At 74.3% G+C, this 26,921-nt stretch carries 13 protein-coding genes; 5 read left to right on the forward strand and 8 right to left on the reverse strand.

From position 1 onward, the window contains the following. A partial coding sequence (locus tag ABD223_RS18660; RefSeq protein ID WP_486374872.1) for a hypothetical protein occupies positions 1-185 on the forward strand: 185 nt, incomplete at its 5' end. 100 nt (positions 186-285) lie between these two features. Here the strand turns inward: ABD223_RS18660 and ABD223_RS18665 are convergent. Then, the gene (locus ABD223_RS18665; RefSeq protein ID WP_344037557.1) at positions 286-834 is read right to left on the reverse strand and encodes a hypothetical protein; all 549 of its coding nucleotides are present in this window, start codon (positions 832-834) and stop codon (positions 286-288) included. A 190-nt stretch (positions 835-1,024) separates the two neighbouring features. Between ABD223_RS18665 and ABD223_RS18670 the strand changes: the two genes are divergently transcribed. After that, positions 1,025-4,129, forward strand: a complete 3,105-nt coding sequence (locus tag ABD223_RS18670; protein WP_344037558.1) for an ATP-binding protein — start codon at positions 1,025-1,027, stop codon at positions 4,127-4,129. A gap of 91 nt (positions 4,130-4,220) precedes the next feature. Here ABD223_RS18670 and ABD223_RS18675 read toward each other — a convergent pair whose 3' ends face one another. Then, positions 4,221-4,892, reverse strand: coding sequence for a lytic polysaccharide monooxygenase auxiliary activity family 9 protein (locus tag ABD223_RS18675; RefSeq protein WP_344037559.1), 672 nt, complete (start codon positions 4,890-4,892; stop codon positions 4,221-4,223). Positions 4,893-5,365: 473 nt separating this feature from the next. Between ABD223_RS18675 and ABD223_RS18680 the strand changes: the two genes are divergently transcribed. Beyond that, positions 5,366-6,613, forward strand: a complete 1,248-nt coding sequence (locus ABD223_RS18680; protein WP_344037560.1) for a DUF4032 domain-containing protein — start codon at positions 5,366-5,368, stop codon at positions 6,611-6,613. Positions 6,614-6,634: 21 nt separating this feature from the next. On the opposite strand, the gene ABD223_RS18685 is transcribed toward ABD223_RS18680, so the two are convergent. Continuing rightward, positions 6,635-9,055, reverse strand: a complete 2,421-nt coding sequence (locus tag ABD223_RS18685; protein ID WP_344037561.1) for an ATP-binding protein — start codon at positions 9,053-9,055, stop codon at positions 6,635-6,637. 73 nt (positions 9,056-9,128) lie between these two features. On the opposite strand from ABD223_RS18685, the gene ABD223_RS18690 reads away from it, so the two are divergent. Beyond that, the gene (locus tag ABD223_RS18690; RefSeq protein WP_344037562.1) at positions 9,129-10,811 is read left to right on the forward strand and encodes an AfsR/SARP family transcriptional regulator; all 1,683 of its coding nucleotides are present in this window, start codon (positions 9,129-9,131) and stop codon (positions 10,809-10,811) included. Positions 10,812-10,830: 19 nt separating this feature from the next. Here the strand turns inward: ABD223_RS18690 and ABD223_RS18695 are convergent, their stop codons facing one another. From ABD223_RS18695 to ABD223_RS18715, 5 genes are all read right to left on the reverse strand, one after another. Then, the gene (locus ABD223_RS18695) at positions 10,831-16,467 is read right to left on the reverse strand and encodes an RHS repeat-associated core domain-containing protein (protein ID WP_344037563.1); all 5,637 of its coding nucleotides are present in this window, start codon (positions 16,465-16,467) and stop codon (positions 10,831-10,833) included. A 26-nt stretch (positions 16,468-16,493) separates the two neighbouring features. Continuing rightward, entirely contained in the window at positions 16,494-22,952 is a 6,459-nt protein-coding gene (locus tag ABD223_RS18700) for a LamG-like jellyroll fold domain-containing protein (protein WP_344037564.1), read from the reverse strand. 243 nt (positions 22,953-23,195) lie between these two features. Continuing rightward, positions 23,196-24,116, reverse strand: a complete 921-nt coding sequence (locus ABD223_RS18705; RefSeq protein WP_344037565.1) for an ABC transporter substrate-binding protein — start codon at positions 24,114-24,116, stop codon at positions 23,196-23,198. Positions 24,117-24,123: 7 nt separating this feature from the next. Then, positions 24,124-24,597, reverse strand: coding sequence for a GNAT family N-acetyltransferase (locus tag ABD223_RS18710; RefSeq protein WP_344037566.1), 474 nt, complete (start codon positions 24,595-24,597; stop codon positions 24,124-24,126). Beyond that, entirely contained in the window at positions 24,594-25,733 is a 1,140-nt protein-coding gene (locus ABD223_RS18715) for an LLM class flavin-dependent oxidoreductase (RefSeq protein WP_344037567.1), read from the reverse strand. The genes ABD223_RS18710 and ABD223_RS18715 overlap by 4 nt, the downstream gene beginning before the upstream one ends. Before the next feature lie 332 nt (positions 25,734-26,065). On the opposite strand from ABD223_RS18715, the gene ABD223_RS18720 reads away from it, so the two are divergent. Beyond that, positions 26,066-26,899 (forward strand): amino acid ABC transporter permease, encoded by an 834-nt coding sequence (locus ABD223_RS18720; protein WP_344037568.1) that lies wholly within the window; start codon positions 26,066-26,068, stop codon positions 26,897-26,899. Positions 26,900-26,921: the final 22 nt, after the last annotated feature.

A 26,921-nucleotide genomic window follows, 5' to 3' on the forward strand; every position in this document is an offset into this window, starting at 1 on the left:
TCGACAACGCGACCTGGTCCGCCCCCGGCAGCGACACCAACCCCGCCGGCCCCGACGTCAAGTCCACCACCACGGTCTCCATCCCCTACGCCTACACGCTCGACCAGACCACCTGCGTGCCCGGCATCGTCAGCCGCACCGCAGGCGCCAACACGGGCATGAAGGAATCGAACGGCACCTGCTGAACGAACCCCACCAGGTGCGGTCGGAGCGGTGCGCGACGGCCGTCGTCGACGGCGGTCACCGGGTCGAACCCGGTGGCCGCCGTCGACGCGGTCTACCACGTCACCACCAGCACGTCAGCTGGAAGTCGTCGAGCCGCACCCACTCGCCGTCGTGCCCGCGACCGCTGTCCTGGAGCAGGTAGCGCACGTACACCGAGTGGAAGCCCACGAGCGAGAACTCCAGTGCGACCGGCTGGTAGCCGGGGTAGGTCAGGGCGCGCTCCCCGTGGTGGATCCGCGCCCCGGCCGAGTTGAACAGCTCCACGGTGATCTCGCGGCTCCGGTCGTTCAGCGGGTTGGCGTAGATGTGCGCCACGCAGTCGCTGCGCCCGCTGTCGCCCGTGGGCACCCAGATGCCCATGGCGGCCGCAGCGCTGTCCCGGTAACCGGAGTGCAACCACCCGTTGCCCCGGCCGCTGCGCGCGGTGCCGTTGTCGTAATCGAACCCGCCGTTGCCGCTGCCGAGCACCCAGACGCCCCACGAGCCGGCCGGATTCCACTCGAAGCCCTCCGGGAAGCTCCTCGAACTCGCCTGGGCGATGCCGGTCCCGGCGAGCACCAGCACCACCGCGCCGACCAGCGCCGCCAGTTTCCGTCCCATCCTGTTCATGTGGTCTTCCGTTCCGGCGGTCGTGAACCGCCTTGGTTCGTGCGGTCGCGGACCAGCGTGGGCGGCGCCCGGGGCACCGGGAACGGGCGTCGAAGAACCGAACGGTCCCGGGCACCGCGCTAGCCTGGTCGGACGCCGCCGTGCGCCCGTTCCCCGCAGGTCGGCGGCCATCACCGAGGCGGAGGCGGGCATGGCGCAGGCTGACCCCGACGACCAGGTCCGACGGCGGTTGCGCACCTTGCAACGCGTGGTGGGCGCCCCGTCCGACGCGGTCCTGGCGCGACGCGGCGGGATCTCCGCCTCCCTGTTCTCCGAGGTGATGTCGGGCAAGCGCCGGCCGCGCGCGGAGTTCGTCGGCAAGGTGGTCGCCGGGTGCGTCGTGTCCGCCCGCGCCAACGGGCACGCACCGCTGGAGGTGCGGCGGGTCCTGCACGCGTTGCGGCTGCCGGGGCACACCGCGTCCGACAGGGGCATCCTGGAGCGCGACGACGACCTGGACCGCTGCTCGACGGTGCTGGACGCGGTGCGCGCCCGGGTCGGCGCGACGGTCGTGATCGAGGGCCCCGCGGGGATCGGCAAGTCGGAACTGGTGGCGCAGGTGTGCGCCGAGGCGGCGGTGCGCGGGGTCGTGCCGCTGGCGGTGCGGGGCAACCAGCGGGACCGGACGATGGCGTTCGGCGCGACCCGCGCGTTGCTGACCCGCTGGGTCACCGGTCGTGGCGAGAAGGAGCAGCGGGTGTTGTTCGCGGGCGCGGCGGACCTCGCGCGCGTGCCGCTCGGCCTGCCGCAACAGCGTCATCGCGGCGCGGATTCGGTGATCGGGCTGACGGAGGCGTTGTACTGGCTCGTGGTCAACGCGTCGGCGCTGCTCGGCGCCGGCGAGGGCGAGGAGGGGCTGCTGCTGGCCGTCGACGACGCCCACTGGCTCGACGAGGAGTCGTTGCGGTGGCTGGAGTTCCTCGGTGACAGGCTCGCCGGACTGCCCGTCGTGCTGCTGCTCGCCCACCGCCCGCACGAGCGGTCCGCGCTCACGCGCCTCGCGTTGCGGGCGACCGAGGTCGTGCGGCCCCGCCCGCTCGGCCCCGGAGCGGTGCGGGCGATGGTCCGCCGCGGCCTGCTGCCGCGCTCGGCGCGGGACGTCGAACCCGACGAGGGGTTCTGCGCCGCGTTCCTCGATCGCAGCGGCGGCAACCCGTTCTACCTGTGGTGGATGCTCGACGTGGCGCGGGAACGCGGTTTGGCGCCCACAGCCGCCGGCGCGACGGCGGTGGACGCGCTCACCCCGCGCCACGTCGTGCTGCACCTGGCCGAGCGGCTCGCCGGCCTCGGCCCCGTCGCGCGACGACTGGCCCACGCCATCGCGGTGCTGGGTCCGGGGCGCGCGCTCGGGGACGCCGCGCGGCTCGCCGGGCTCACCGCGGCCGAGGCGAAGCGCCAGTACGACCGGCTGTGCGCGGGCGCGATCCTCGCACCCGGACCCACCGCGGACTTCCGCCACCCGATCATCCGCAGCGCCGTCTACGACGACATCGACCCGTCCCGCCGCAGCGACCTGCACCTCGACGCCGCGCGGCTGCTCCAGGAAGAGCGCGCGGCTCCCGACGCCGTCGCGGCGCACCTGCTCGACGTCCACGCCGCCGGCGACCCCTGGGTGGTCGACCGGATGAGCGCCGCCGCCGAGGACGCGCTCGGCTCGGGCCTGGCCGCGACGGCGGCGCGCTACCTCAAGCGGGCGGTCGACGAGCCGCCACCGCCGGACCGGCAGTGCCGGCTGCGGCTGCGCCACGGCCAGGCCCTCGCGCTGGGGCAGGTGACCGCGGCGCTCCCCGAACTGCGCGACGCCTACCGGCGGGCGCCGGACGACGTGCTGCTCACCGAGGCGGCCGTGGCACTGGCGAAGGCCCACGGCTACGCGGACCGGCTCGGCGACGGCGTGCGCCTGCTCGACACCGCGCTGGACCGCTGCGCCGACGAGCGGCAGCGGCAGCGGCTGCTCGCCGAGCAGCTGCTGTGGGCCGCGTGGTGGGCCGACGACCCGCTCCGCGCCGAGCGCACGGAGCTGCTCGACCGGATCGCGCCGCCGCTGACCGGGGACGTCGACGTGGAGCGGCTGCTGATCGCACTGCACGCGTGGAGCCTCGTGCTGCGCGGCCGACCGCGCGCCGAGGGGCTCGCGGTGATCGACCGGGTCATCCGGGCCGGTGTGGTGTTCGCCGACGTGGACAAGGGCATGGAAGTCGCCACCGTGACCGGTTTCGTGCACCTGTACTCCGGTGAGGCGGGTGTGTCCCACCGGCTGTTCGACCAGGCGGTGGACGAGTTCGAGCAGCACGGCTGGCGCGGCACGCACCTCGCGTTCGCCCACGCCAACCGGGGGCACTCGGCACTGCTGCTCGGCCGGTTGCCCGACGCCGTCGCCGACGCCGGGATCGCTCTGCGCCTGGCGCTCCGCAGCGGCACCGGGACACCGGCGGAGTGGTTCGCCACCGGCACGCTCCTGGAGGCGCTGCTCGCCCGAGGCGAGGTCGACCGGGCCGCCGCGGTCTGCGCGGAGCGCGGCTACCGCGACCACCGCCCGGACGCGGTCGTCCTGCCGGTGCCCAGGGCCGTGGTGGGCGCGTTGTCGCTGGCGCGGGGCGACCACGCCCGAGCCGCCGCCGCGCTGCGCGAGGTGGGGCGGTGGCTCGACGCCGCGCCCGCGCCCAATCCCGCGGTCTGCGGGTGGCGCTTCGACCTCGCCCGGGCATTGGGGCGCTCCGCCCCGCGCGAGGCGCGGGAGGTGGCGGCCGAGGGCGCACGGCAGGCCGACCTGTTCGCCGACCCGAACACCCGAGGCCAGGCGCTCCGGGCGCTCGCCGCGTTCGAGCCCGACCCGTTGGCGCCGCTGGGGGAATCGGCCAGGGTGCTGCGGGACGCGCCGAACCGGTGGCAGTACCTGCGGACCCTCGCGGACCTCGGCGCGGCGCTCGTCCGCTCCGGGCACACCGACGACGCCCGCCGAACGCTCACCCGGGCCGTCGCGCTGGCCGACGAGTGCGGCGCACCCGCGCTGAGGGAGGACCTCGCCGGACAACTGGGCCGCCTGGGCGTCACCGCCGATCCGCCGCCGAGGCTCAACGCCCTGTCACCACTCCTGCGGCGGGTGGCACGCCTCGCTGCCGAGGGACGTTCGGAACCCGAGATCGCGCACGGGGTGGTGCTGGACCTGGACACCGCGCGGAAGCTCGTGGTCGAGGCCCACGCCCTGCTCGGCGCCGACTCGCGCGCCGAACTCCGCCGCGCCCTGGAGCGCTGACCGACGGCCGCCCAGAGCACGGCTGCCCCGGCACGACCGACGGCCCCTCCGCCCGCGCACAGCGGGCCGAGGGGCCGTCGACCCACTCGCCTTACTGGAAGACGACGTCCGAGCAGAAGTAGTACGACTGGTCCATGTGACTGGCCTGCCAGATCACGTAGACGACGTGGCGGCCGGTGCGGCTGCCCGCGTTCACCGCCACCTGGTACTGGCCCGCCGGCGCGTAGCGGCCGGTGGTGGTGATCAGGTCCAGGTTGTTCCAGCCCAGTTGCTGCGTGGTCGGGTCGAAACCCTGCCGCGTGATGTAGACCCGCAGGTAGTCCGCGCCGTGCCGGGCCTGGTCGGTGACGGTCAGGGTGAACTGGCGCGACTTGGTCGTCGTCTTCCACTGGCCGGGGTTGTCCAGCGCCGCGTACCGCGTGCCGCCGGTGCGACCGCCGCTGCACAACTGGCCGTTCGGGATCTGGCCCTGGTGGTTGCCCGCCACGTTCTCGCGGTACAGCCCGTTCCAGTTCCACATCGCGGTGGTGTCGGCCTGCCAGGCCTGCCAGCACATCGGGTCCTGCTGGGCCATGGAGGGGTTCTGGAAGTCGCTGCCCCACCGCTGCCAGCAACCGTAGTTGCGCGACGACGGGTCGGTGGTGGAGCCGTGCGCGTCGGCGACGCCGGTGAGGACACCCGCCAGCAGCCCGGCGACGGCGGCGACCGTCGCGGAGGCCCTGGCGAGCAGGTTCTTTCTCGCAGGGATGGCTTTGAGCGCCACTCTGTCCTCCTCGTTGAGGATGTCCGCATAACTGGGAGCGCTCCCAAATCGCACTGTAACCAGGCGTGTGCGGAGATGGGAAGTGTTGTCCCGCAAGCGGTTCAAGTTCGACGGCATTCGACGCGCGCGTTCGACGAAAGCCCTTTCCCCAGGGCTGCGGAACGCTGCTCGGCGAGCGTCGCGGCGTGCTCGCGGAACGTCGTGGTGGCCGGGCGGGTCAGGGTGCGCGGCCACCACGAGCCGCACCACCACCGGGGCCGCGTCCACCGGCGGCGGGTATCGGGCACCGGGGTGCGGGTGGCTGTGGCCGGTCGTCGCGGGCAGCGCCGCCTCGCCTGCCGCAGGCGCGCCGGGCGGCCTTCCCCAGGCCGGCGCCGGGCGGGCGTGCCGCGGTCCCGGTGAGCAGTCACACACCCGGGTGAGCCTCCGGCAGCGGGTACCTTCCGCTCGTCGACGCACGACCGGAGGACCCGATGCGCTTCCTGTTCCGACCGCCCGCCAGCGAGGCGACCGGCCTGCTGTCGCTGCCGTGGGCGCAGCCGCTGGAGGAGTGGGACGAAGACCTGCTGCTCACCGTGCCGCAGCGGGGCATCTCGCGGCACGTCGTGCGGTTCGTGGCCAGCGAGGGGCAGGTCTACGCGCTCAAGGAGATCTCCGAGCGGCTGGCCCGCCACGAGTACGCCGTGCTCGGCGAGATGGAGCACGAGGGCATGCCCGCGGTGTCGGTGCTCGGGCTGTGCGTCGACCGCCCGGACGACCAGCAGGCCGTCCTGGTGACCAGGTACCTGGAGCACTCGATGTCCTACCGGTACCTGTTCTCCAGCCCGCGCGGCGACGACCACTCGGCCGACCGCCTGGTCGACACGCTGGTGGAGCTGCTGGTGCGGCTGCACCTGTCGGGGACGTTCTGGGGCGACTGCTCGCTGTCGAACACCCTGTTCCGGCTGGACGCGGGCAAGCTCGCCGCCTACCTGGTCGACGCCGAGACCGTCGAGCGGCACCCCCGGCTGTCCGACGGCCAGCGCAACCACGACGTGGACCTGGCGCGCGAGCGCATCGGCGGCGAGCTGATGGACCTCCAGGCGGGAGGCCTGCTGCCCGCCGAGCTGGACCCGATCGAGGTGTCCGACAGCGTGCCGCGCCGCTACGAGGCGTTGTGGAACGAGGTCACCCGCGAGGAGTTCTTCCGGCTGGACGAGCAGCGCTACCGGGTGGCCGAGCGCCTGCGCCGCCTCAACGACCTGGGCTTCGACGTCGGCGAGGTGGAGCTGATCACCTCGGGGGCGGGCGCCCGGCTGCGGGTGGACATCCGGGTCGCCGAGAGCGGCCAGCACCGCCGCGAGCTGTTCCGCCTCACCGGCCTGGAGGCCCAGGAGAACCAGGCCCGCCGCCTGCTCAACGACCTGCGCTCGTTCCGCGCCTACCTGGAGCAGCGCGACGGCCGGCCGGTGCCCGAGGCCACCGCGGCCCACCTGTGGCGCAGCCAGGTGTACGACCCGGTGGTGGCCGCCGTGCCGGCCGACCTGCTCGGCGTGCTGGCGCCGGCGGAGCTGTTCCACGAGGTGCTGGTGCACCGCTGGTACCTGTCCGAGAACGCGGGCCGCGACGTGGGCACGACCGCCGCGCTGCGCTCCTACCTGGCCACCGTGCTGCCCCACCAGGACGGGGACCAGGACGCCGACGAGGACGAGGACGAGGACGAGTACACCCCGGCGAGCTGACGGCCGGCGGTGCGCGAGCCGTCAGGCGCGGTGGTCCTCGCCCAGCAGCCGCGCCACCTCGGCGACCTCGGCGTGCCGTTCCTGCGCGCGGAACAGGGTCAGCGCCTCGCGCCACGCCGCGCGGGCCTGCTCGTCCTGGCCCAGTTCGGCGTGCACCTCGCCGAGGTGCACCAGGCCGGCCGCCTGGTCGCGGGTGTGGCCCGCGCCCGCCAGCAGCGCCACGGCGGCGCGGTAGTGGCCGAGCGCCTCGGCCTGGTTGCCGCGTCGGCGTTCGATGACCCCGAGGCTGTCGTGCACCTCGGCCCTGCCGATGTCCGAGCCCAGCTCCTCCAGCAGGCGCAGCGCCCGGGTGCAGTGCTCGTGGGCCTCGTCGTGCTCGCCGAGCAGCACGTGCACCCACCCGACCTGGTTGATCGCCTTGGCCTCCTGGAGCCGGTCGCCGATGCGCCGGGCCAGGTCGAGGGTGCGCCGGGCGTGCTCCAGCGACCGGCGGTCGTCGCCGAGCCCCGACCAGGTCCGGGTGAGGATCTGGTGCAGGTGGTTCTGGAGCTGGAGGTCGCCGGTCCGCTCGGCCACGGCGAGGCCCGCCAGCAGGTGGTCGTGGGACTCGGGCACCCGGCCGAGGTAGACCAGGATGTTGCCGAGGTTGCGGTGGGCCCGGCCGACCACCGCCTCGTCGCCGGCGCGCTCCGCGGCGGCCAGCCCGTGCCGCCACGCCTCCAGGTGGTCGGTGAACAGCGCCCGGCGGAAGTGGAAGGTGTCGAGCACCGCGGCGAGCTGCCACACCACCGCGTGGCGGCCCTCCCGCGCCGCCAGGTGCAGGCAGGCCACGATGTTGTCGTGCTCGGCGGCCAGCCACTCCCAGGCCCGTTCCGGGTCCGCCGGCCGGTGCGGCGCGACGACCGGCGCGTCGAGCTCGACGGCCGGGCGCTCGGGGTCGATCAGCCGGTCGGCGTGGTGGGCGCTGTGGAGGTAGAAGCCGGTCAGCCGGGCCAACGCGGCGTCGCGGTCGTCACCGGCGCGTTCGGCGGCGTACAGCCGCACCAGGTCGTGCATCCGGTAGCGGCCGGGTGACACCTGGCCGACCAGGTGGGCTGCCTCCAGCTCGCGCAGCGGTCGGCGGGCCGGTCCCCCGTCGAGCAGCGCCTCGACGGCGGGCAGCGGGACGTCCGGGCCGGGGACCGAGCCGAGCAGGGTGAACAGGACCGCCGCGCGGGGGCTCAGCGCCTCGTAGGACCACGAGAACACGGCGCGCAGGTCCAGGTCGTCGCCGGTGTCCAGGGCGTCCAGGCGCTCGGCGTGGTCGCGCAGCTCCTCGGCGAACGCGGCCAGGGCCAGCTCCGGGTGGGCCGAGGCGCGGGCGGCGACGATGCCGAGCGCCAGGGGCAGGCCGCCGCACCACGCCGTGATGCTCTCCACCGCACCCGGTTCGGCGTCGACCCGGGCCGCGCCGAGGTGTTCGACCAGCAGCGCGCGGGACGCGGCGCCGTCCAGGACGTCCAGCGCGACCCGGCGCGCGCCGTGCCTGGTGACCAGCGCGCCGAGCCGGTTGCGGCTGGTGACGACGACGGTGCACCCGTCGCCGGGCAGCAGCGGGACGACCTGATCGCTGTCCCGGGCGTTGTCCAGCACGACCAGCACGCGGTGGCCGGCGGTCATGGCGCGGTACAGCTCCACGCGCGCACCGGGGTCGTCCGGGACCACGGCAGGGTCGACGCCGAGCGCGTCCAGGAAGTGGCGCACGACGGCGGTGTGGTGCACGGGGTCGCCCAGCGGGTCGAACCCCCGCAGGTTCGCGTACAGCTGACCGTCGGGGAAGCGCTCCAGCCGCTCGTAGGCCCAGTGCAGCGCCAGCCACGTCTTGCCGACGCCGCCGATGCCGCCGAGCGCGGAGACGACCGTCGTGCCGGAGCCGTCCAGGGCGGCCAGTTCCTCGGTCCGCCCGCTGAACCGGCGCGGTCGCGCCGGGAGCTGGCGCGGCACGACCCGCCCACCGGCGGGCCGGCCGGCGGGCGGGGCCGCGGCGTCGCGCTCGGCCTCCAGATCGGACCGCACGCGGCGCAGCCAGGGGCTGTCCAGGCCCTCGAACGGTTCGCCGCGCCACAGCGCCAGCGCCTGGTCCGGCTGGCCGGCGGCCAGCAGCGCGCGGAACCGGTGCAGGTCGACGGCCGTCTCCCGCACCCGGGCCAGGTAGCCGGCCGGCGTGCGCTCGATGTCGACCGGCAGCGCGGCGCGCAGCCGCGACAGGTACGTGCGCAGCGTCGCGGAGGCCCGGTGCGGCGGCCGGTCGCCCCACACCCGCTCGACCAGCTCGGCCGGCGGCAGCGGCCGGCCGAGGTCGACGAGCAGTGCGGCGAGGACCACCTGCTGCCGGCGGGGACCCAGGTCGACGTCCCGCCCGCCGACCGCGGCCCGCACCGGGCCCAGGACCGAGAACTCCACGAGACCATCCTGCCTGGCGTTCGCCGGCGGGAACCGCTATACCCACCGGGAGGGAAATGCGAGGGGGAATCGCGTGGTCGTGCGGTTCAGGTTGTTGGGGGACATCGGCGCGGAGGTGGCGGGCCTGCCGGTCGACCCGGGGCCGATGATGCGGCGAGTCGTGCTGGCGGTGCTGCTGGTCGACCCGGACCGGCCGGTGCCGCCCGACGTGCTGGCCGACCGGGTGTGGGGCCCGGACCGGCCCGCCCGAGCGGTCGACACGCTGCGCAGCTACGTGTCGCGGCTGCGCGCCGTGCTGCCGGTCGACGTCGACCGCTCACCCGCCGGCTACCGGGTGCGGGCGCCGCGGTCGGCCGTCGACCTGCACGTGTTCCGCGACCTGCTGGCGCGGGCGCGGGACGCGGACGACGCCGGGGCGGCGGCGTCGCGCGCCGAGGCGTTCGGGCTGTGGCGCGGCGAGCCGTTCGCCGGCGTGGCGTCACCGTGGCTGGGCGAGGTGCGCCGGGTCCTGCACGCGGAGCTGCACGCCGCCCGCCTGGACCACCACGACGTGCTGCTGCGCTTGGGCGGGCACGCCGAGCTGGTGCCCGGCCTGGTCGCCCTGGCCGACGAGCACCCGCTGGACGAGCGGCTGGCGGGGCAGCTCGTGCTGGCCCTGCACCGCAGCGGGCGGCAGGCCGACGCGGTGGCCCGGTACGACCTCGTCCGGCGGCGGCTGGCGGAGGAGCTGGGCGTCGACCCGGGCGCGGAGCTGCGCGAGGTCCGGCAGCGGTTGCTGCACGCGCCGACCGCGTCCCGCGCGCCCCGGCGGCTGCCGCCCGCGCCCGCGGCGTTCGTCGGCCGCGCCGCCGAGCTGGAGTCGCTCGACCGGACGGTCCGGCGGGCCGGCCAGGTGGTCGTCACCGGACCGGGCGGGGTGGGCAAGACGTGGCTCGCGCTGCGGTGGGCGCATGACGCGGGTTTCCCCGACGGGGTGCTCCACGTCGACCTGCGCGGCTTCGACCCCCGCGAAGGGCCGCTGACCACCTCCCGCGCCGTGGACCGCCTGCTGGACGGCCTGGGCGCGGGTCCGGCGCCGACCGGGCTCGACGCCCGGCTGGCCCTCTACCGGGCGACCGTAGCCGACCGCCGGATGCTGGTGGTCCTGGACGACGCCCGGGACGCCGCGCACGTCGCGCCCCTGCTGCCCGGCGGCACGACCTGCTCGGTGCTCGTCACCAGCCGCAACCGCCTGACGAGCCTGACCACCACGCACGGCGTCCCGGTGCTCGACCTGGGACCGCTCGACCCGGCGGAGTCCCGCGCCCTGCTGGCCGAGCGCCTGCCGCCGACGCGGCTGACCGGCCCGGTGGACGAGCTGGTCCGGCACTGCGCCGGCCTGCCGCTGGCACTGGGCATCGTCGCCGCCCGAGCGGCCGACCACCCGCTGGAGGAGCTGGTCGAGGAGCTGCGCGAGGCGCCGCTGGACGCGCTGGACCTCGGTGAGAGCTCGGCCGACCTCCGGACGGTGCTGGCGGGCACCTGCGGCGCGCTGAGCCCGGACGACCGCGAGGCGCTCACCGCGCTGGCCGCGCTGCCCGGCGACGACCTCACCGCGGACGAGGTGGCCGGCCTGACCGGCACGACGCCCGCCGGCGCCCGGAAGCTGCTGCGCCGCCTGGGCAGCACGCACCTGGTCCGGCGCTGCGCCCCGGACCGCTACCGCCTGGACGCCTTCGTGCGCCTGCACGTGCGGGAACGCGCGTCGGCCCGGTGACCGGGCCGACGCGCCGCCCTCAGAACCAGGCGCGCCCCCGGCCGTCGGTGCGGTGGTGCATCCCGTCGTTGCTCATGTACCAGCCCGGACCCGAGGGGTTGACCCACTGGGAGGCGGGCACCTTCTTCGGCCCCCACTTCGCCTGGTAGAAGGTCTTGGGCGACTTGCCGGGCCGGTACGGCGCCCGCGGTCGGAAGTGGTCCTCGGCGTCCCATTTCGCGCACTCGGGCGAGGCTCCCACGAAATTGCAGTAGGAGTTCTTCATCGGATCCATGATGTAGCCCTCGATGCACGGGTGAGGCCCCGCCGGGCCGTTTGCCCCGTCCGGGTGGTAGCAGTTCCAGCTCGGGCGGAAGGGCGCCGGGGCGGTGCCGGCCGGGCTCCCCGGCGTCGGCATCCCCCAGTTGTCGGGGTGGTTGCTCAGGCGCGCGCCCGCGCCCGTGTAGACCACGGCACTGGCGTCCGCGGCCAGCGCCTGCTTGCCCCGCACGATGCTCCCGTCCAGGGCGCCCCCGGACGGGGTCCCGCCGAAGGTGTTGGCCGACGCGGCCCTGCCGATCGACTTGATCCCGGCTCCCACCCCGCCCACCAGCGCTCCGGCGAAGTTGAGCCCGAGGTTCACCCGCTGCTTCGGCGTCTCCGCCTTCGCCGATTGCGCCGTGTCCCACAGCGAGAGGGCCAGCCCCCCGATGAAGTACAGGCCCGCCATCCCCGGTGTGACCAGCGGGCACAGCGCGACCAGCCCCATGGCGAAGGCGATCGTGTTCTTGTGCCGGTCGACGAAGTCGACGGCCTTCTTCAGCAGCTTGCCGAAGAACAGGCCGGTCGGGTCGGAGTTGGTCACCGGGTTGTTGTTGCCGTAGGTGTAGCCGTGCACCTGCTGGGGGTCGGCCGGGTCCATGACCGGGTCGACGGAGACGAACCGGCCCAGCACCGGGTCGTACTCCCTGGCGCCCAGGTGCGTCAGGCCGGTCGACGCGTCCGGGGTGCCGCCGACGAAGCCCTTCCCGCCCGGGAAGTCCACCAGGCCGCCGCGCGGCGCGCCGAACGGCAGCTGGCGCCGCTGGACCACCGACAGGCCGCCGCTGGTCACCGCGGTGGTCGAGGTGTTCTGGTGGTCGCCCGCCAACCAGGTCAGGCCGCTCGCGTCGCGCACCGCCACGACCTGGTCGCCGTGCCGGTAGTGCCTCGTGGGGCGCAGGCCGCCGGCCTCGGTCAGCGTCAGCTCCTGGCCCGCCAGGTACAGGGTCGTGCCGTTCGGGTCGCGGCGGATCAACCGGTCGCCGTCGGCGGTGTAGACGAACGCCGTGACCTGCTCGCCCTCCGCCACCCTGGTCAGGTTGCCCTCGGCGTCCCAGTCCAGCCGCTGGTCGCCGCGCGCGGTCGTGTTGCCGGTCGCGTCGTGGGTGAAGCCCTTCGTCGTGGCGCCCGAAGGGTCGGTGGTGGTGATCGCGTCCACGCGGTGACCGGTGTGGGTCGCGGTGCGGGTGGTCTCGCCGTCCGCGGTGCGCAGGGTCTCGGTCAGCCGGTTGCCGACCGGGTCGTAGGTGAACGACTGCCGGTACGGCGCGGGTCCGGCCAGGGCCTGCGCGCCCGGTTCGGCGTCGCAGCCGCTGCCCGGCGTCCACGCCTCGGTCAGCCGCCGGAGGTGGTCGGCGCGGAAGCACTGGACGTCGGCGGGCCCGCCGGGCGCGCGGTCCGCGATGGAGGTGATGTTGCCCGCCGGGTCGTAGGTGTAGCGCACGTCGGACCGCAGCGGTGACGGCGCCTCGACGTCCACGGTGGTGCGCTCCACGCGTCGCGTGTTGGCGTCGTGGTACCGGGACAGCCACACCCTGGAGGTCCCGCCGCCCAGCTGGACCCGCGCCACCTCGCCGTACCGCGTGTGCTCGGTGCCGGTGACGTACTCGCTGGTGGCGCCGTTGAAGCCGCCCGAGGTCGTGGTGGGCAGACCGAGGCCGTCGTAGGAGTGCTGGACGGCCTCCTCGGCCAGGTCCCCGATCTTCGGGTAGGTCGTGCTCGACGTGCTGCCGTCCACGTTGTACTTGGTGTAGGCGGTGTACGTGCCGGCCAACCGGCCCTCCGACCGCGGGATGGTCACCCGCGTGCCCAATGGGCTGTTGAGCGCGCTGTAGCCCAGCACCTGGGACGTGTAGGCCTCGCCGCCCTCGTAGCGAGTGGAGGAGGCGGGCAGGCCCTTACCCATGGGCGCGGTGTCGAATGCCCACTCCGCCAGCACCACTCCCCCGTGCCGGGTCGACCGCTTGCGGCCCAGTTCGTCGTAGGTGTTCGTCAGCGTGGCGCCCCGCGCGTCGGTGGTGGACACCAGTTGGCCCGCGTCGTCGTAGCCCATCGTCGTGCGGCCCCGGTCCGGGTCCTCCGCCAGCACCTTGCGCCCCCGCAGGTCGTAGGAGTTGCGCCAGGTGTTGCCGGCCGGGTCCACGACCTCCGCGAGCAGGTCGGTGTGCGTGTGCCGGTAGGTGGTCCGGTCGAACGCGCCCTCCGGTTCCGGCCCGTGGTACTGGCGCAGTTCCGCGGTGCGGCCGCGCGCGTCGGTGACGGTCGTGGTGGCCGTGCCGCCGGCGGGCGGGGTGACGTGCACGCGGTCGCCGCCGTGCGCGGTGGTGGAGCGCCACTTCTCGGTCGCGCCCGCCATCGCGATCTCGGCGACCGGGCGGCCCGCGCCGTCGAACCTGGTGAGTACGTGCATCGGCACGTCCACGTCGTTCGCGACCCACAACCGGTCGTCCACGAGGGCGTCGGTGAAGTAGGGCGCGGTGACCTTGTGCTTGCGCCCCTGCGAGTCGTAGCGGGCGTCCACGACCAGCCGCCCACCGCCCACCGCGGGGGTCTGCGCCTGGCGCAGCCGCAGCAGGCCGTCGTACAGCTCGGCGCCGGTGGTGTAGTCGCCGTTCGGCCCCAACTTCGAGGACGTGACGACGGTCGGGGCGTCGTTGCGGTAGGTGTAGGCGAACCGGTGGTTGCCGCCGACACCCGGGCCGCGCGGGCGGTTGGGCAGCCACACCTCGGTCTTGCGGCCCAGCGCGTCGTAGACGGTCTCGGTCTTGCGGCCGTTGGCGTCCACCACCGCCACCGGTTGACCGAACGAGGTCTCCAGCGCGGTCGTGGTGGTGTGCCCCGCCGGGTTCGTGGTGGCGGTCGCGGTCACCGGGCCACCGGTCTCCGGGGTGAACCGGGTGGTGGTCACCCGGCCGAGCGCGTCACCGGCGGACGTGGTGCGGCCGTGGACGTCGAAGCCCGCCGTCGACGCCGGGGCGTACACCGGGCCGGAGGCCGGTCGCTCCGCCGCGACCTCGGCCCGCGTGGCGTTGCCCCGGTCGGGCGTCGCGCCGAAGTCGCGGCCGTCGTAGGCGGTGCGGGTGTCGGAGATCGCGTCGGCCGGGAACACCGGAGTCGTCCCGCACGCGGCGGCCACGGTCTCCACCCGCGACGGCAGGGTGAGCAGCCAGCGGTCGGTGTTGCGGGCGTACGTCGTGGTGGTGCACCGGTCGTCGGTGTCGGTCGAGGTGTCGCCGAGGTCGTTGGTGGCCACCAACTGGCCCCGGTCGTCGTAGGTCCTCTCGGTGCGGGTGGTGCGCCAACCACCGGCCTCCAGCGCCGTGTGCGCCACCTCGGTCCCGGGGCGCACGATGTAGGCCTTGTACGCGCCGCGGGTGGACGTGGGGCCCTGCCACGCCGGCGTCGAGATCGTCTTGGACACGACCCGGTCGCCCTCGCCGTCGTGCACGAGCGATTCGTACTGCTGACCGCGGAGCCAGTCGTCGTCCCGGCGTGTCCCGCCCTCGGAGTCGGTGACCGTGACCGACCGCTTGCCGGACGGCAGCCGGTCGCCGTCGAGGCCCCGGTGGAAGCGCTGCTCGGTCATCGTGACGGGACCGCTCGGGTCGGTCGGCTTGCCCTGCCTGGTCCGGACCCGGCCGAAACCGCGGAAGTCGTTCCAGGTGCGGTGCTCCTCCTTGGTGAACTCCGAGGCGTCGTACCCCCACGCCGCACCGCCGAGGTACTCGTAGGAGGTGACCTGCTCGGTGTTGGCCGCGATCCGGTCCGACTGCACGACCTGCGCCACCACGTACTTGTGGAAGTGGTCGGTGCGCTCGGAGAAGTCCCGCTTGGCCCAGCGCTGCGGGAAGCAGCGGCGGGTGTTGGTCTCCGGCGCGGCGGGCAGCGAGCCGGCCGAGCAGTCCGGCTCGGCGTAGTCGACGGTGGTCACGCCGCCGGCTTCCGACACGATGCCGGTCACCCGGTAGCGCAGCAACGGGCCGAGTCCGTCGACCTTCTCGACCCGGTTCGGCATCTTCGTTCCCTCGAAGGTGACCGGCGGCAGTGACACGGCTGCGCCCGCGTGTCCGGTGTGCGTGACGCTCTTGAGCCACAACGCGGCCTTCTCACCGTCACCCGGCGCGGGGAACTGGTGGTCCAGGGTCCACGAGTCCACGTCCGCGTAGCCGGAACCCGAGCGGACCCCGGTGGTCACCTTCGCCAGCCGCTTGGTGGACCAGAACGACGGCGAGTGCCGGTCGGCGCACGTGGCCGTGTCGCACTTGTCGCTCCACGGCACATCAGGCCAGTTGTCCTTCTTGTCGGGCACGCAATCGCTGCCGGGCACGCACCGGTCGGCGGCGGTGAACTCGACGCGCCCGGTCGCGGGCTGGTCCGACCCCTCGTGCAGACCATATTCCGCGACCTCCAGCGTGCCACCGCGCACGTAGGGCACGGCGGCGGACTTCTTGTTCATCCCGTAGGAGTTCCACTCGGGCGCGTAGTCGTAGGTGATCGTGTTGCCGTGCCGGTCGACGACCCGGTCCAGGTTCCACCGCCACGCCTGGGTGCAGTGCGCGGCGCCGAAGGAGGCGTTGTGGCATGGCTCGCCGACGTCGTCGCCGAACACCGGCACCGTCCAGGTGGACCGCGCACCCGGTCGGGAGCCGAACAGGTACCGCGTGCCCTCCGCGGTGGTGATCTGCCAGTGCTCGCCGTCGTCGTCGCCGTTGGCGGCGCCGGTGAGCCGCTCGACGCGCGAGCCGTCGTCGGCCTTGGCCCGCCACCCGCCGGTGGCGTCGTCGCGGATCAGCTGCCCCCCGCCGGCCGCGAACGCGGCCACCGCGTTGTCGCTGCGCCAGCACAGGTCGCCGACGCCGTCGGGCGGGGTGGTGCCGCCCGTCTTGTCGTCGGCGCACGCCCCGTACGTGCGCTCCACGAATCCGGCGCCGACGTTCCAGCCGTCACCGGCCCAGGACGCCTGGTTGTTGGTGGCGCTGGTGACGCCGTCCACCTCCGAGGAGGCGTAGGACAGGGAGAACTCCGGTTCGAACCCGCCGGGCGCGGGCGGCACCCGCAACGGGTAGGACCAGGAGAAGTCCCCGGTCTGCTCGGAGACGTCCCAGGTGGCGGACTGCTTGAGCGGCGTGGCCCGGCTGGTGCCGCCACCGTCCTTGGTGGCGCCGCCCGCGGGCTGGTCTCCGTGCAGCGCGTCCGTGGTGGCCTGGTCGGGCGCCCTGGACTCCATCTCCTGCTCGGTGACCGGCGTCGACGGTGTGCCGGGCAGCGGCACGGACGGCCCGGCGGCCGCGGCGACGCCGGTGAGCACGGCGCTCACCACCGACGCCGTCAGCACGACGACCAGTGATCCCGCCATGGATCTCCGCACAGTTCCCCCTGTGGTCACGACTCCTCCTCGAACAGCGCGGTGACCGCGGGGCGGCCCGCGAGCGCGTAACCGAGCAACCCGTCGACGGTGGTGCCCTCGCAGGCGGCGTCGATCGAGGTGAAGCTGTCGCCGCCGGTCCGGCACCGGTACAGCGCCACCCCGCCGGAGGGCGCGGTGGTCCAGATGTCGCCGGCGACGCCGACGACCGCCTTGCCCTCGCACGCCGGGTCGGTGGAGACGAAGTGGTCCGCACCGTCCCGGCAGGTCATCAGCCGCCGGGTGCCGGTCTGCCCGGCCAGGCCCAGCAGGCCCTGGTCCGCCTCCGACCGGTACGAGGGCGGCGCCTCGCCGCTGGTGCTGGTGTGGTCGACGCCGTCGAGCGCGTACCGGGTCAGGCTGGTGTAGGCGACGCTGTAGCCCAACAGCCCGTCCGGTGTGGCGCCCTCGCACGCCGGGTCCGGTGAGTCGAACCGGTCGCTCCCCGAAACGCACCGGTACAGCGGCGCGGTCGGGATGTTGAGCGGTTGCCGGGTGTAGACCAGGCCCGTGGGCGTCGCGCCCTCGCACGAGGCGTCGGTCGAGGTGAACGCGTCCGCGCCGGTGCGGCACGCGTAGACCGTCGCCGTGTGGGGTCCCGGTGTCGCGGGCAGCCCCAGCGGCGCCTGGAAGCGGTAGCCGGCGGGCACCTGGTCCGTCGGGGCCGTGCGGCGCTCACCCGCGGCGTCGACGAACCGGCCGAGCTGTCCCGGTCGCGGCGCGCCCCATCCGCCCCGCTCGACGAGCGCGGCGTCGGTCACCACGCCCTCGGCGACCCGGACGTCGTCCAGCGCGCCGGGGAAGAACCCGTACGATCCGCCGTCGACCTTGCCGCGGCCGATCACGAGCTTCCCGGTGGCGCGCCACAGCACGACGTCGTCGCGCGTGCCGGACAGCTCGCCGTTGACGTAGATCCGCAGTTGGCGGCCGGGGAAGTCGTACACGCCCGTCACGTGGGTCCACTGGCCGACCTTCGGCGTCGCCACCGCCGCGACCTCGACGAACGGCGACCCGTCGCTGTCGGCGGCGGTGGAGCCGAAGACCCATCGCCTGGGCCCGGGTCGGTAGCGCAGGGCGAACCCGCTCATCCGCTGGCCGTCCTGGCTGATCAGCGCGCCGGCCTTGTCGTCCCGGCTCAGCCTGGCCCAGGCGGACACGGTGAAGCTGTCGCGCATCGGCAGGCTGCCGGTGGTGGTGGCCGACCCGGTGGTGCCGTCGAGGTGGAGTGCCGTGCCGTCGAGCCCGGCGGCGAACGTCGCGCCACCGCCGGTGGTGGCGTGGGAGCCGCGCCACGTGCGGTCGCGGGCGGTGCCGTCGTCGAACCGGTAGTGACCGAAGTCGGCGGGCGCCACGTCGTCGTGGACCCGGCGCACCTCGCCGTCCAGGAGCGCGCGCGAGTACAGCCGCACGTCGTCGACCCCGCGGGGGAAGAACGCCGTGGCCTGACCGTTCCACTTGGACCGGCCGATGGTCAGCGGCCCGGACGAGGGCAGCACCCGCACGCCGACCTGCGCGCCGGACAGCATGCCGTTGACGTAGAGCCGGACCTGGCCCGCGCCCGCGTCGTAGGTGACCGCGAGGTGCGTCCACTCGCCGACCGCCGCCGGGTCCACCGAGTTGAGGATGACCACGGAGTTCGTGGCGGGGTCGTCCTCGTCCTTGGTGGGCGCGATGAGCGACCACTTCTTCGACGTGCCGTCGAACTGGAGGGTGAAGGCGCTGAGCCGGTTCGCGTCCTGCCCGAGCACCGCCTTGTACGTGTGGTCGGCGTTGGTCAGGTGCACCCAGGCCGCGGCGGAGAAGCTGCGGCCCGTGTCCAGGACCGGACCCGCGGTCTCGGCGTGCGCCGAGGAGCCGTTCAGCCACGCCCCCGACCCGGTGCGGCCGCCGGTCCAGCCGGCGCCGCCCTTCAACGTCGCGGTCCTGCCCCGGCCCGAGCCGTCCGCGGCCACCGCGCCGGAGCCCTCGTCGAACTCCCACCAGCCCGCGTCGGCGGTCGGCAGCGTCGGCGCGGCGGCCTCGGCCGGGTAGGAGCGGAACAGGTCGGAGATGCGGTCCTTGTCCAACTGCCCGGTGTAGAGGCGCACGTCGTCCACGCTGCCCGGCCAGTACGCCGTCGCCGCGCCACCCGCCTTGCCGCGGCCGAGCACCAGACCACCGGTGGCGGACCACGGCGTGTTCAGCGTGCCGTCACCTACCCGGGTCCCGTTGACGTAGAGCCACAGCTTCCGGGCGCCCGGCTCGTAGACGCCCACCAGGTGCACCCACGTGTCGACCTCCGACGGCAGGGTCGACACGGCCGCCTTGGTCACCACCGCGTGCGGCGCGTCCGACTCGGGCATCTCGAAGGTCCACGCGCCGAACATGTTGTTGTCCGAGTCGATGACGTGACCCAGCCGGAACTTGCTGGTGTGGGCGCCGTCCGCGGTGACCGCGTCCACCCGGCACTCGCGCGGTGCGGGTTCGCAGTGCCCGGAGGGCAGCTTGACCAGCGCCGAGACCGTGAACGCCTGGTCGGTGCGCAGGTCCACGCCGGTGGTGGCGGCCGAGTCGTCCACGCCGTCGAACGCGACCGCGTTGCCGACGCGACCCGGTGCGAAGGTGGCGCCGCCGGCGAGCGCGGCGGCCCGGGTGCCGACCGCGTCCGCGGCGTTCGAACCGCTGGACTCGTCCAGTCGGAGGTTGTGCACGAGGGTGAGGTCGCGACCCGCCATGGTCTGGACCTCGCCGGCGAACAAGGCCCGCGAGTACGCCGAGACGTCGTCGACCGAACCCCTGACGAAATCCCCCGCCTTGGACCGCCCGATGAGGAGGGAACCGGTCGCCGACCACGTCTGGCTGTGCGCGGCGCTGCCCGCCAGCACGCCGTTGACGTAGAGCAGGAGCTGCCCGGCCTCCGCGTCGTGCACGCCGACCAGGTGCGTCCACTGCCCGACCTGAGCGGACCCGCCGATGGCCTCCGCCACGCCGGCGCCGTCGTCCGCGGCGGACATCGCGAAGCCCCACCGCCCGTCCGGCCGGACCCGCACCCGGAACGCGCTGGTCTTCGCCCCGTCCTGGGACACGACGGTCGGCGTGCCGGTCACCTGCTCGACCCGCGCCCAGAGCACCACCGAGAAGCTGCGGTCGACCCGCACCGCGTTGGGGGCGCTGAGCCAGCGGGCGGTGCCGTCCAGGCGCAGCGCCAGGTCGGCCGGGTCCGGCAGGCCCGACTGGCCGCTGGTGTAGTCGGGGCCACCGTGCGGCGTGCCGTGCAGACCTCGCGTCGAGGAGTCCTGCGGGTCGCCGTCGAGCCGCCACTCCCCCGCGGTCACGTCGTCCTGGCCGACGATGCCGCGGATCTCCTCCTCGGAGACGACTCGGCTGTGCACCCGGACCTCGTCCACACCGCCGCGCCAGGAGCCACCGCCGAACCGCAGCGGCCCGATGGCGTCGAAGCCCGTCGCGTGGGGCGCCTCGGCGGCGAGCACACCGTCCACGTAGAGCCGGATGCGTTGCGCCGGCGCGTCGTAGACGCCGGTCAGGTGCGTCCAGGAACCGGGGTCGACCGGGCCACCGCCGTGGGCGACGTCCTCGGCCGCGCCCGCCTCGTCCGCGCGGGCCAGCGCGAACCGCCACCGGCCGGCCGCCGAGCCCAGCGCGAAACCGGTGGCGACCGCCCCGCGCTGGTGCACCGCGTCACCGGCTTGGTCCTGCCGCACCCAGGCCGAGATCGAGAAGCTCTGGTCGGTGCGCACGACCGGCGAGCCGGTGGAGACGACGTCCTCCGCGGCGTCGAACCGCGCCGAACCGTTGACCGCACCGGCCCGGTCGAACTCCGCGCCGCCCTGGAGCACGCCCATCACTCCGCCGGCCACCGCGTTCGCGGCGGTCGAGCCGTCGGCCTCGTCCAGCTTCCAGTAGCCGACCTGCACGTTGTCGCGGGTCACCGCGGAACGCACCTCGGTGTCGGCCAGGACCCGGTCGTACGCCTTCACCTCGTCGACCGCGCCCCGGGTGAACGCGCCGGACGCGCCGCCGATCCGGAACCGACCCGCTCCGCCGGGCGGTGGCGCGGTGCGCGCCGTGGTGCCGGACAGCTCGCCGTCGACGTAGAGCCGCACCTGGTCGGCTGGCACGTCGTGGACCGCGGTGAGCTGCGTCCAGACCCCTGTCCGGGCGACACCGCCCGAGGACACCGCGTCACCGCCCGCGGTGAAGACCCACCGTCCGCCGTCCTCCGGCCGGTAGGACAGCCCGAACCCGTCCTGGGCCAGCACGGTCTGCGCCGCGCCGCCCTCGATCCTGACCCACGCCGAGACCGTGTAGCCCAGGTCCGCGCGCACCGCCTGCGGAGCGGACACCGACGTGGTCGCGCCGTCCAGGCCCAGCGCGGAACCGACCGCGCCGGGGGTGTAGGCGGTCGTGCCGCTCACGGTGCCGTGGCGGTTGCCGAGGAACGCGGTGTCGCGCGTGTCTCCCTCGAACGACCACTGGGCCAGCGGCCCGTTGCCCGCGCGGACGTAGGTGCGCAGCTTCTTGGTCGGGCTGCGGTGGCCCGCGCGGTCCACGCTCTGCACGTACAGGTCGCGCGGACCGTCGCCGGGTGGCGCGGTGGTGACGGTGGCGCCGCCGCCCAGCGCGTCGGCGTCCACCTTCGTGGTGGGCGGGTCGCTCCAGCCGTGCAGGTAGTGGTCGACGTCGGCCACGCCGGCCGCGTCGAAGGTGAACGTGCCCGGCACACCGACGCCGCCGTGCCACTGGTTGTCGTCCTGGTACAGCCCGCCGGTGACGTTCGGCGCCCGGTCGACGCCGATCCGGTCGACGACGAACCCGGTCGGCCCCGACCGCCACTCACCGCCGTCCATGCCGTCGGTGCCCCACAACGTCCAGGTGAGCTGCTGGCCGTGGCGGTGGCGCAGGTCCACGTCGGTGCCGAACGTGTTGCCCGAGCCCAAGGTGGGTCCCTGCACGTGCGGCTGCCGCACGCCGTCAGCGTAGACGTCCCAGCGCGCGGTGAGCTGGTCGTTGTCGGCGTCGGCCAGCTCGCCGAGCAGGCGGATGGACTCCGTGCCGACGTGGGGCGTGCCGCCGCACCACTTGCACGCGGTCAGGCGCGGCTCGGTGCCCAGGTCGGTCGGCGGGTTCGGGCGGCTGTTGTAGTTGATCAAGATCTTGGTGGCCGCGGCGTCGTACTTGCGCCAGGCGAACCTGTCGCCCTCGTGCTCGGCCTTGATGAAGTAGGTGGACGCGCCGGAGGTGTTGACGGCCGACTTCACGTCGAACCCGATGCCCTTGTGCCCGGCGCAGCCGGTGTAGTTGCTCTCCGCCGGCTTGGTCTGCACGTGCCAACCCTGCGGTGCGTTGTCCCACGACGTGCCGGGGTTGATCGGGCCGTTGGCCATGAACAGCTGGTGGTTGGCCGTGGCGCAGCTCGGCCCGTAGACGATGGTGGCGTTGAAGTTCGCGCTCAGCACCGCCTTGCCGGTCAGGAACGAGGTGTCGAACTGGAAGTAGGAGCGGGTCAGGCCGATGCCGTTGCACCCGGCCCAGGACGTGCAGTCGCCGACCTTCGCCCAGGTGTCCACGTCGTTGCCGCCGTGCCAGTGGGTGCTGCCCGACTTGCCGCGGAACACCTTGGTCCAGTCGGGGCGCTCGGCGGTCCGCCAGTCGGGGTCGATGGTGATCGGGTAGGCGCCCTCGCGCAGCAGCCCGGCGTCCGGGGTGAGGACCAGGCGGTCGGCCTCGACCCGGACGCCGACAGGCGCCCGCCGCCCGCCCGTGGCGTCCCACATCGTCGCGGGCGGGGTGGCCAGCACCAGCGCGCCGCCGGCGTCGCGGGACTCCAGCGCGCCCCCCGGGCCGGCGGTCACGGTGATACCGTCCGCCCGCAGGCCGAAGCCCACCTCCGCGACGTGCGCGGCGGCCTCGGGGCGGTGCACGACCAGGTGCTGCGCCACGCCGTCCGGCTCGGCCCGGAGCACCAGGTCGACGCCGGGGCGGACGTCCCGGTAGGTCGCAGTCGGGCCGTCGAGCTCCGGCGCGGGCAGCTCGTCCGGCCAGGTCAGGCCGAGCGAGCGGCCCGGTTCACCGAGGGTGAGCAGTGGCTCACCGCCGCCGTTGGCGAACGTGACCGGCAGGTCGACGGCCGCCGGGACGACCGCGTCGCCCCGGACCTCCAGCGTCGGGTCGACGTCGACCCAGCGGTCGTGCTCGCGGGCGCGCACCGGGACCGCGGTCAGCTCGGCGGTCAGCGTGCCGTCCGGCTGGGCTGACACCCGGCGCGACGAGGTGGTCAAGCCCGTCACCTCGACCGGGGTCCCCTGGCGGCGCGCCGCCGCCAGGGCCTCTCCCGACCCGGCGGCCCCGGTGACCGGCGCGGGCTCCGCGCGCGGCGGCTGCCACGACGCCGATGGGAGCACCGGCAGCGGTGCGAAGACGACCACCAGCGCGAGCACCGCGAGCCACGACCCCGCCCCCCGGTGCGCATGACGACTACCGACCACGACCCCGCCCCCCTGTTGCACGACCCGAACCGCCCCGGATGGTGGGGACGAGGCGCTGCGCGAGCGTTGTGAGAACGTGGAACGCGCAGTTCAGAGGGCTGAGGAGGCGGTGGCCGGGCTCGGTCGGGGCCTTGGTCGGGGCCGGGCGGTCGGACGCGGGCGGTCAGGGTCGGGCGGTCGGTCGGGCGCGGGCGGTCAGCTGTGCTCGGGTGGGCTGATCTCCGACCTCGGGATGGCCGAGTCGGTGGTGCCCCACTTGTCCAGGATCTGCCGGTAGGCGCCGCTCTCGATGAGCTCGTTCACCGCCGCCTGCAACGCGGGCGCGAGCGGCGAGCCCTTCTTGAGCGCGAACCCCACGTCCAGCCGCTTGAACTCGCCGAGGAACCTCAGGTTCGGCTGGTTGGCGGCCGCGTGGCGCAGGCCGTTGATGGTGTTCATCACCACGTCGAGGTGGCCCTGCTGCAAGCCCAGGTACACCGCCGAGCCCTCGGAGAAGGGCAGCACCTCGTACGGCGGCTTCCCCTGGTCGGGGCAGACGTGCTTCTCCCGCTCCAGGGTCGCCTCGAACGTGGTGCCCGTGCCGGTGCCGATCTTGAGGCCGCACAGCTGGTCGAGCCGGTCCACACCGGACAGCCGGTCGTCGTTCGCGCGGACCGCGAAACCCTGGCCGTCGTTGACGTAGGTGACGAAGTCGATGGTCTGCTTGCGGGCCTCGGTGACGCCGAAGTTGCCCGTGCCGACCTCGTACTTGCCCGCGGCGAGCGCGGGGAGGATGGCCTCGAAGCTCGCGGCCTCGCGCTCGACGCGGACGCCCAGGACCTTCGCGACGCCCTCGGCGATGTCGATGTCCTGGCCCAGCGCGGTCCTGTTGTCCTCGGCGTAGTAGGCGGAGGGCGGCGTGCCGCCGATCGAGGCCGCGAACCTGATCACGCCCCGGGCCTTGACGTCGGCGGGCAGCAGGGCGGCGGCCGCCTCGTCCACGACGACCGCGGAGAGCACGTCGCGCGACGGCTCGACGCCGTTGCCGGCGGGCGCCCCGGTGTCGGCGGCGGCGCCGCACCCGGCGGTGATGAAAGCCAGCAGCGCGGTCAGGGCGACCAGGCATCTCGTGCTCACGGCACTTTCACCCCAGTGCTTTCTCGAAGGGCAGGGGCCCGTTCGTGGGAGGGTCGTCGACGTCGAACAGCGGCGCGTAACCGCAGGACAGGTACAGCTCCCGCGCCTCGGGTTGGCGCGGGCCGGTGGTCAGGTGCACGCGGCGGTAACCGAGGGCGGCGGCTTCCCGCTCCAGCTCCGCCATGACCCGGCGCGCCCACCCGCGGCGGCGGTGCGCCCTGGCCGTCCAGACCCGCTTGACCTCGGCGGTGGTGTCGTCGTGGCGCATGATCGCGCCACCCGCCACCGGGTCGCCGCGGTCGAGCAGCAGGAGCAGCGAGCCGTGCGGCGGCGCGAACGCCTCGACCGGGTGACGGCTCATCTCCTCGCGCCCCGACTCGCCGTAGCGGTGGACGTACTCGTCGAGCAGTTCGGCCATCATGGGCGCGGCGGCGGGGTCGTCCGCGCGGACCCGCCGCACCTCGTGCGCGGTGACGGTCACGTGCCGGCCGCGGCCGCCGCGGGCCGCCCGGCCAGGCGGGCGGCGCGTTCGCGGTCGCGCTTGGCGACCTCCTCGCGCACGAGCGGGATGACGTGGCGGCCGAAGTCGATGGTGTCGTCGACCATGTCGTACCCGCGGGCCGAGATGACGTCCACGCCCAGGTCGTAGTAGTCCAGCAGCGCCGCCGCGACGGTTTCCGGTGTGCCGACCAGGGCGTTGGAGTTGCCCGCGCCGCCGGTGGCCGAGGCCGTCGCCGTCCACAGCGCGCGGTCGAAGCGCTCGCCCCTGGCGGCGATCTCCAGCAGCCGCCGGGAACCGGTGTTCTCCGGGTCGGCCAGGGGTCGCCGCCGGGTCAGCGGCACGCCGCCCGCGGTGCGCGCCTTGATGCGGTCCACGACGCGGTGCGCCTTCTCCCACGCCAGCTCCTCGGTGGCGCCGAGGATCGGCCGGAACGCCACCTGGAACCTCGGCACGTCGGCGCGCCCGGCGTCCCGGGCGGCGGCGAGGACCGACGCGATCTGCTGCGCGGTCTCGGCCAGCGGCTCGCCCCACAGGCAGAAGATGTCGGCCTCCGCGCCACCGGCCCGGTAGGCGGCGGGCGACGAGCCGCCGAACGACACCCGCGGCCGGGGTTCCTGCACCGGGAAGACGTCGCTGACGAAGTCCGCGAAGCGGTAGTGCTCGCCCTCGTGATCGAACGGCTCCCGCGAGGTCCACGCCCGCTTCACCACCCGGATGTACTCGGCGGTGCGCGAGTAGCGCTCGTCCTTGGTCAGGTAGTCGCCCTCGCGCCGCTGCTCGTGGTCGGTGCCGCCGGTGATGAAGTGCACGGTCAGCCTGCCGTCGCTGATGTGGTCGAGCGTGGCGAAGGTCTTGGCCGCGAAGGTCGGGTAGGACACGTTGGGCCGGTGTGCCAGCAGGACCTGCAACCGCTCCAGCCTGGTCGCCACGAACGCGGCGACCTGCGCCGGGTCGGGCGAGCCGGAGCCGTAGGCGAACAGCACCCGGTCCCAGCCGTGGTCCTCGTGGGCGCGGGCCAGCCGCAGCGCGTAGTCCTTGTCGAAGGACGGGCCGCTGCGCGCGTGCGTCTCCGACCCGTCGTTGGTGCCGCCGATCCCCAGGAACTCAACAGGCACGGTCGAACCTTCCGTCGTGGAGTGGGTGGTAGCCGCGCGTCGCGGGGCGTTGAGGGAGACGCCGGCGGTGGACGCGCGGGTGTGCGGGGCCGTTCAGGCGTGACAGGACGCCGACCACACCCGACCGAGGTCGATGTGGTCGCGGGTGACCAGCCGCACGGTGTCCACGCCCCGAGTCCAGCAGCACCGGCGCGCGGGCGTCAACGGCGGGCGGCGGGCGTCCAGATCGCGGAATCCCTTGACCCGGCGGGGAGAACCGCACGACGATCGGCGCGCGGCGTTGAGGGGCGCGGCGCACCTCCCCGTGTCCTCCCGTGCCCTGGAGCGAGCCGATGAGCGCCCCCACCGTCGTCCCGTCGTCGAAGACCGCGCCCGCGCCGCGGGTGGTGCCGCTGCGCCGGCCCTGGCGGTGGTTCTCCGCCGGGCTCGTGCTGGTGGCGCTGGGCCTGGTGCTGTGGTCGGCGATCACCAACGAGCAGTTCCAGTGGCCGGTGGTGGCCCGGTACTTCACCGCGGAGGCCGTGCTGCGCGGCCTGGGGCTCACGCTGTGGCTGACCGCGTTGACGCTCGTGCTCGGCTTCCTGCTCGGCGGGCTGCTCGCGGTGATGCGGTTGTCGGGCAACCCGGTGCTGGTCGGCGTCGGTTGGGGCTACGTCTGGCTGTTCCGCTCGGTCCCGCTGCTGGTGCAGCTGCTGTTCTGGTTCAACATCGGCGCGCTCTACCCGGCGCTGGCCGGCTCCACCGCGGTGATCGGGCCGATGACGGCGGTGATCATCGGTCTGGTGCTGCACGAGGCCGCGTACGCGGCGGAGGTCGTGCGCGGCGGGATCCTGTCGGTGGAGGCCGGTCAGGTGGAGGCCGGGTTGGCGCTGGGCATGGGTCGCGGGCGCATCCTGCGCCGGATCGTGCTGCCGCAGGCGATGCGGTCGATCGTGCCGGGCGCGGGCAACCTGCTCATCGGCACGCTGAAGGGCACCTCGATCGTCAGCGTGCTGGCCGTGCAGGACCTGCTGCACTCCGTGCAGCTGATCTACAACCGCAACTACCTGGTGATCCCGCTGCTGCTGGTCGCGACGCTCTGGTACGTCGTCATCACCAGCCTGCTGAGCATCGGGCAGCACTACGTGGAGCGGTACTACTCGCGGGGCGCGGGCAGGCTGCGGTGACCCGGGTCCACGCGGTGACCCG

This window comes from Saccharothrix xinjiangensis, from assembly GCF_039527585.1.
GTDB lineage: Bacteria > Actinomycetota > Actinomycetes > Mycobacteriales > Pseudonocardiaceae > Actinosynnema > Actinosynnema xinjiangensis.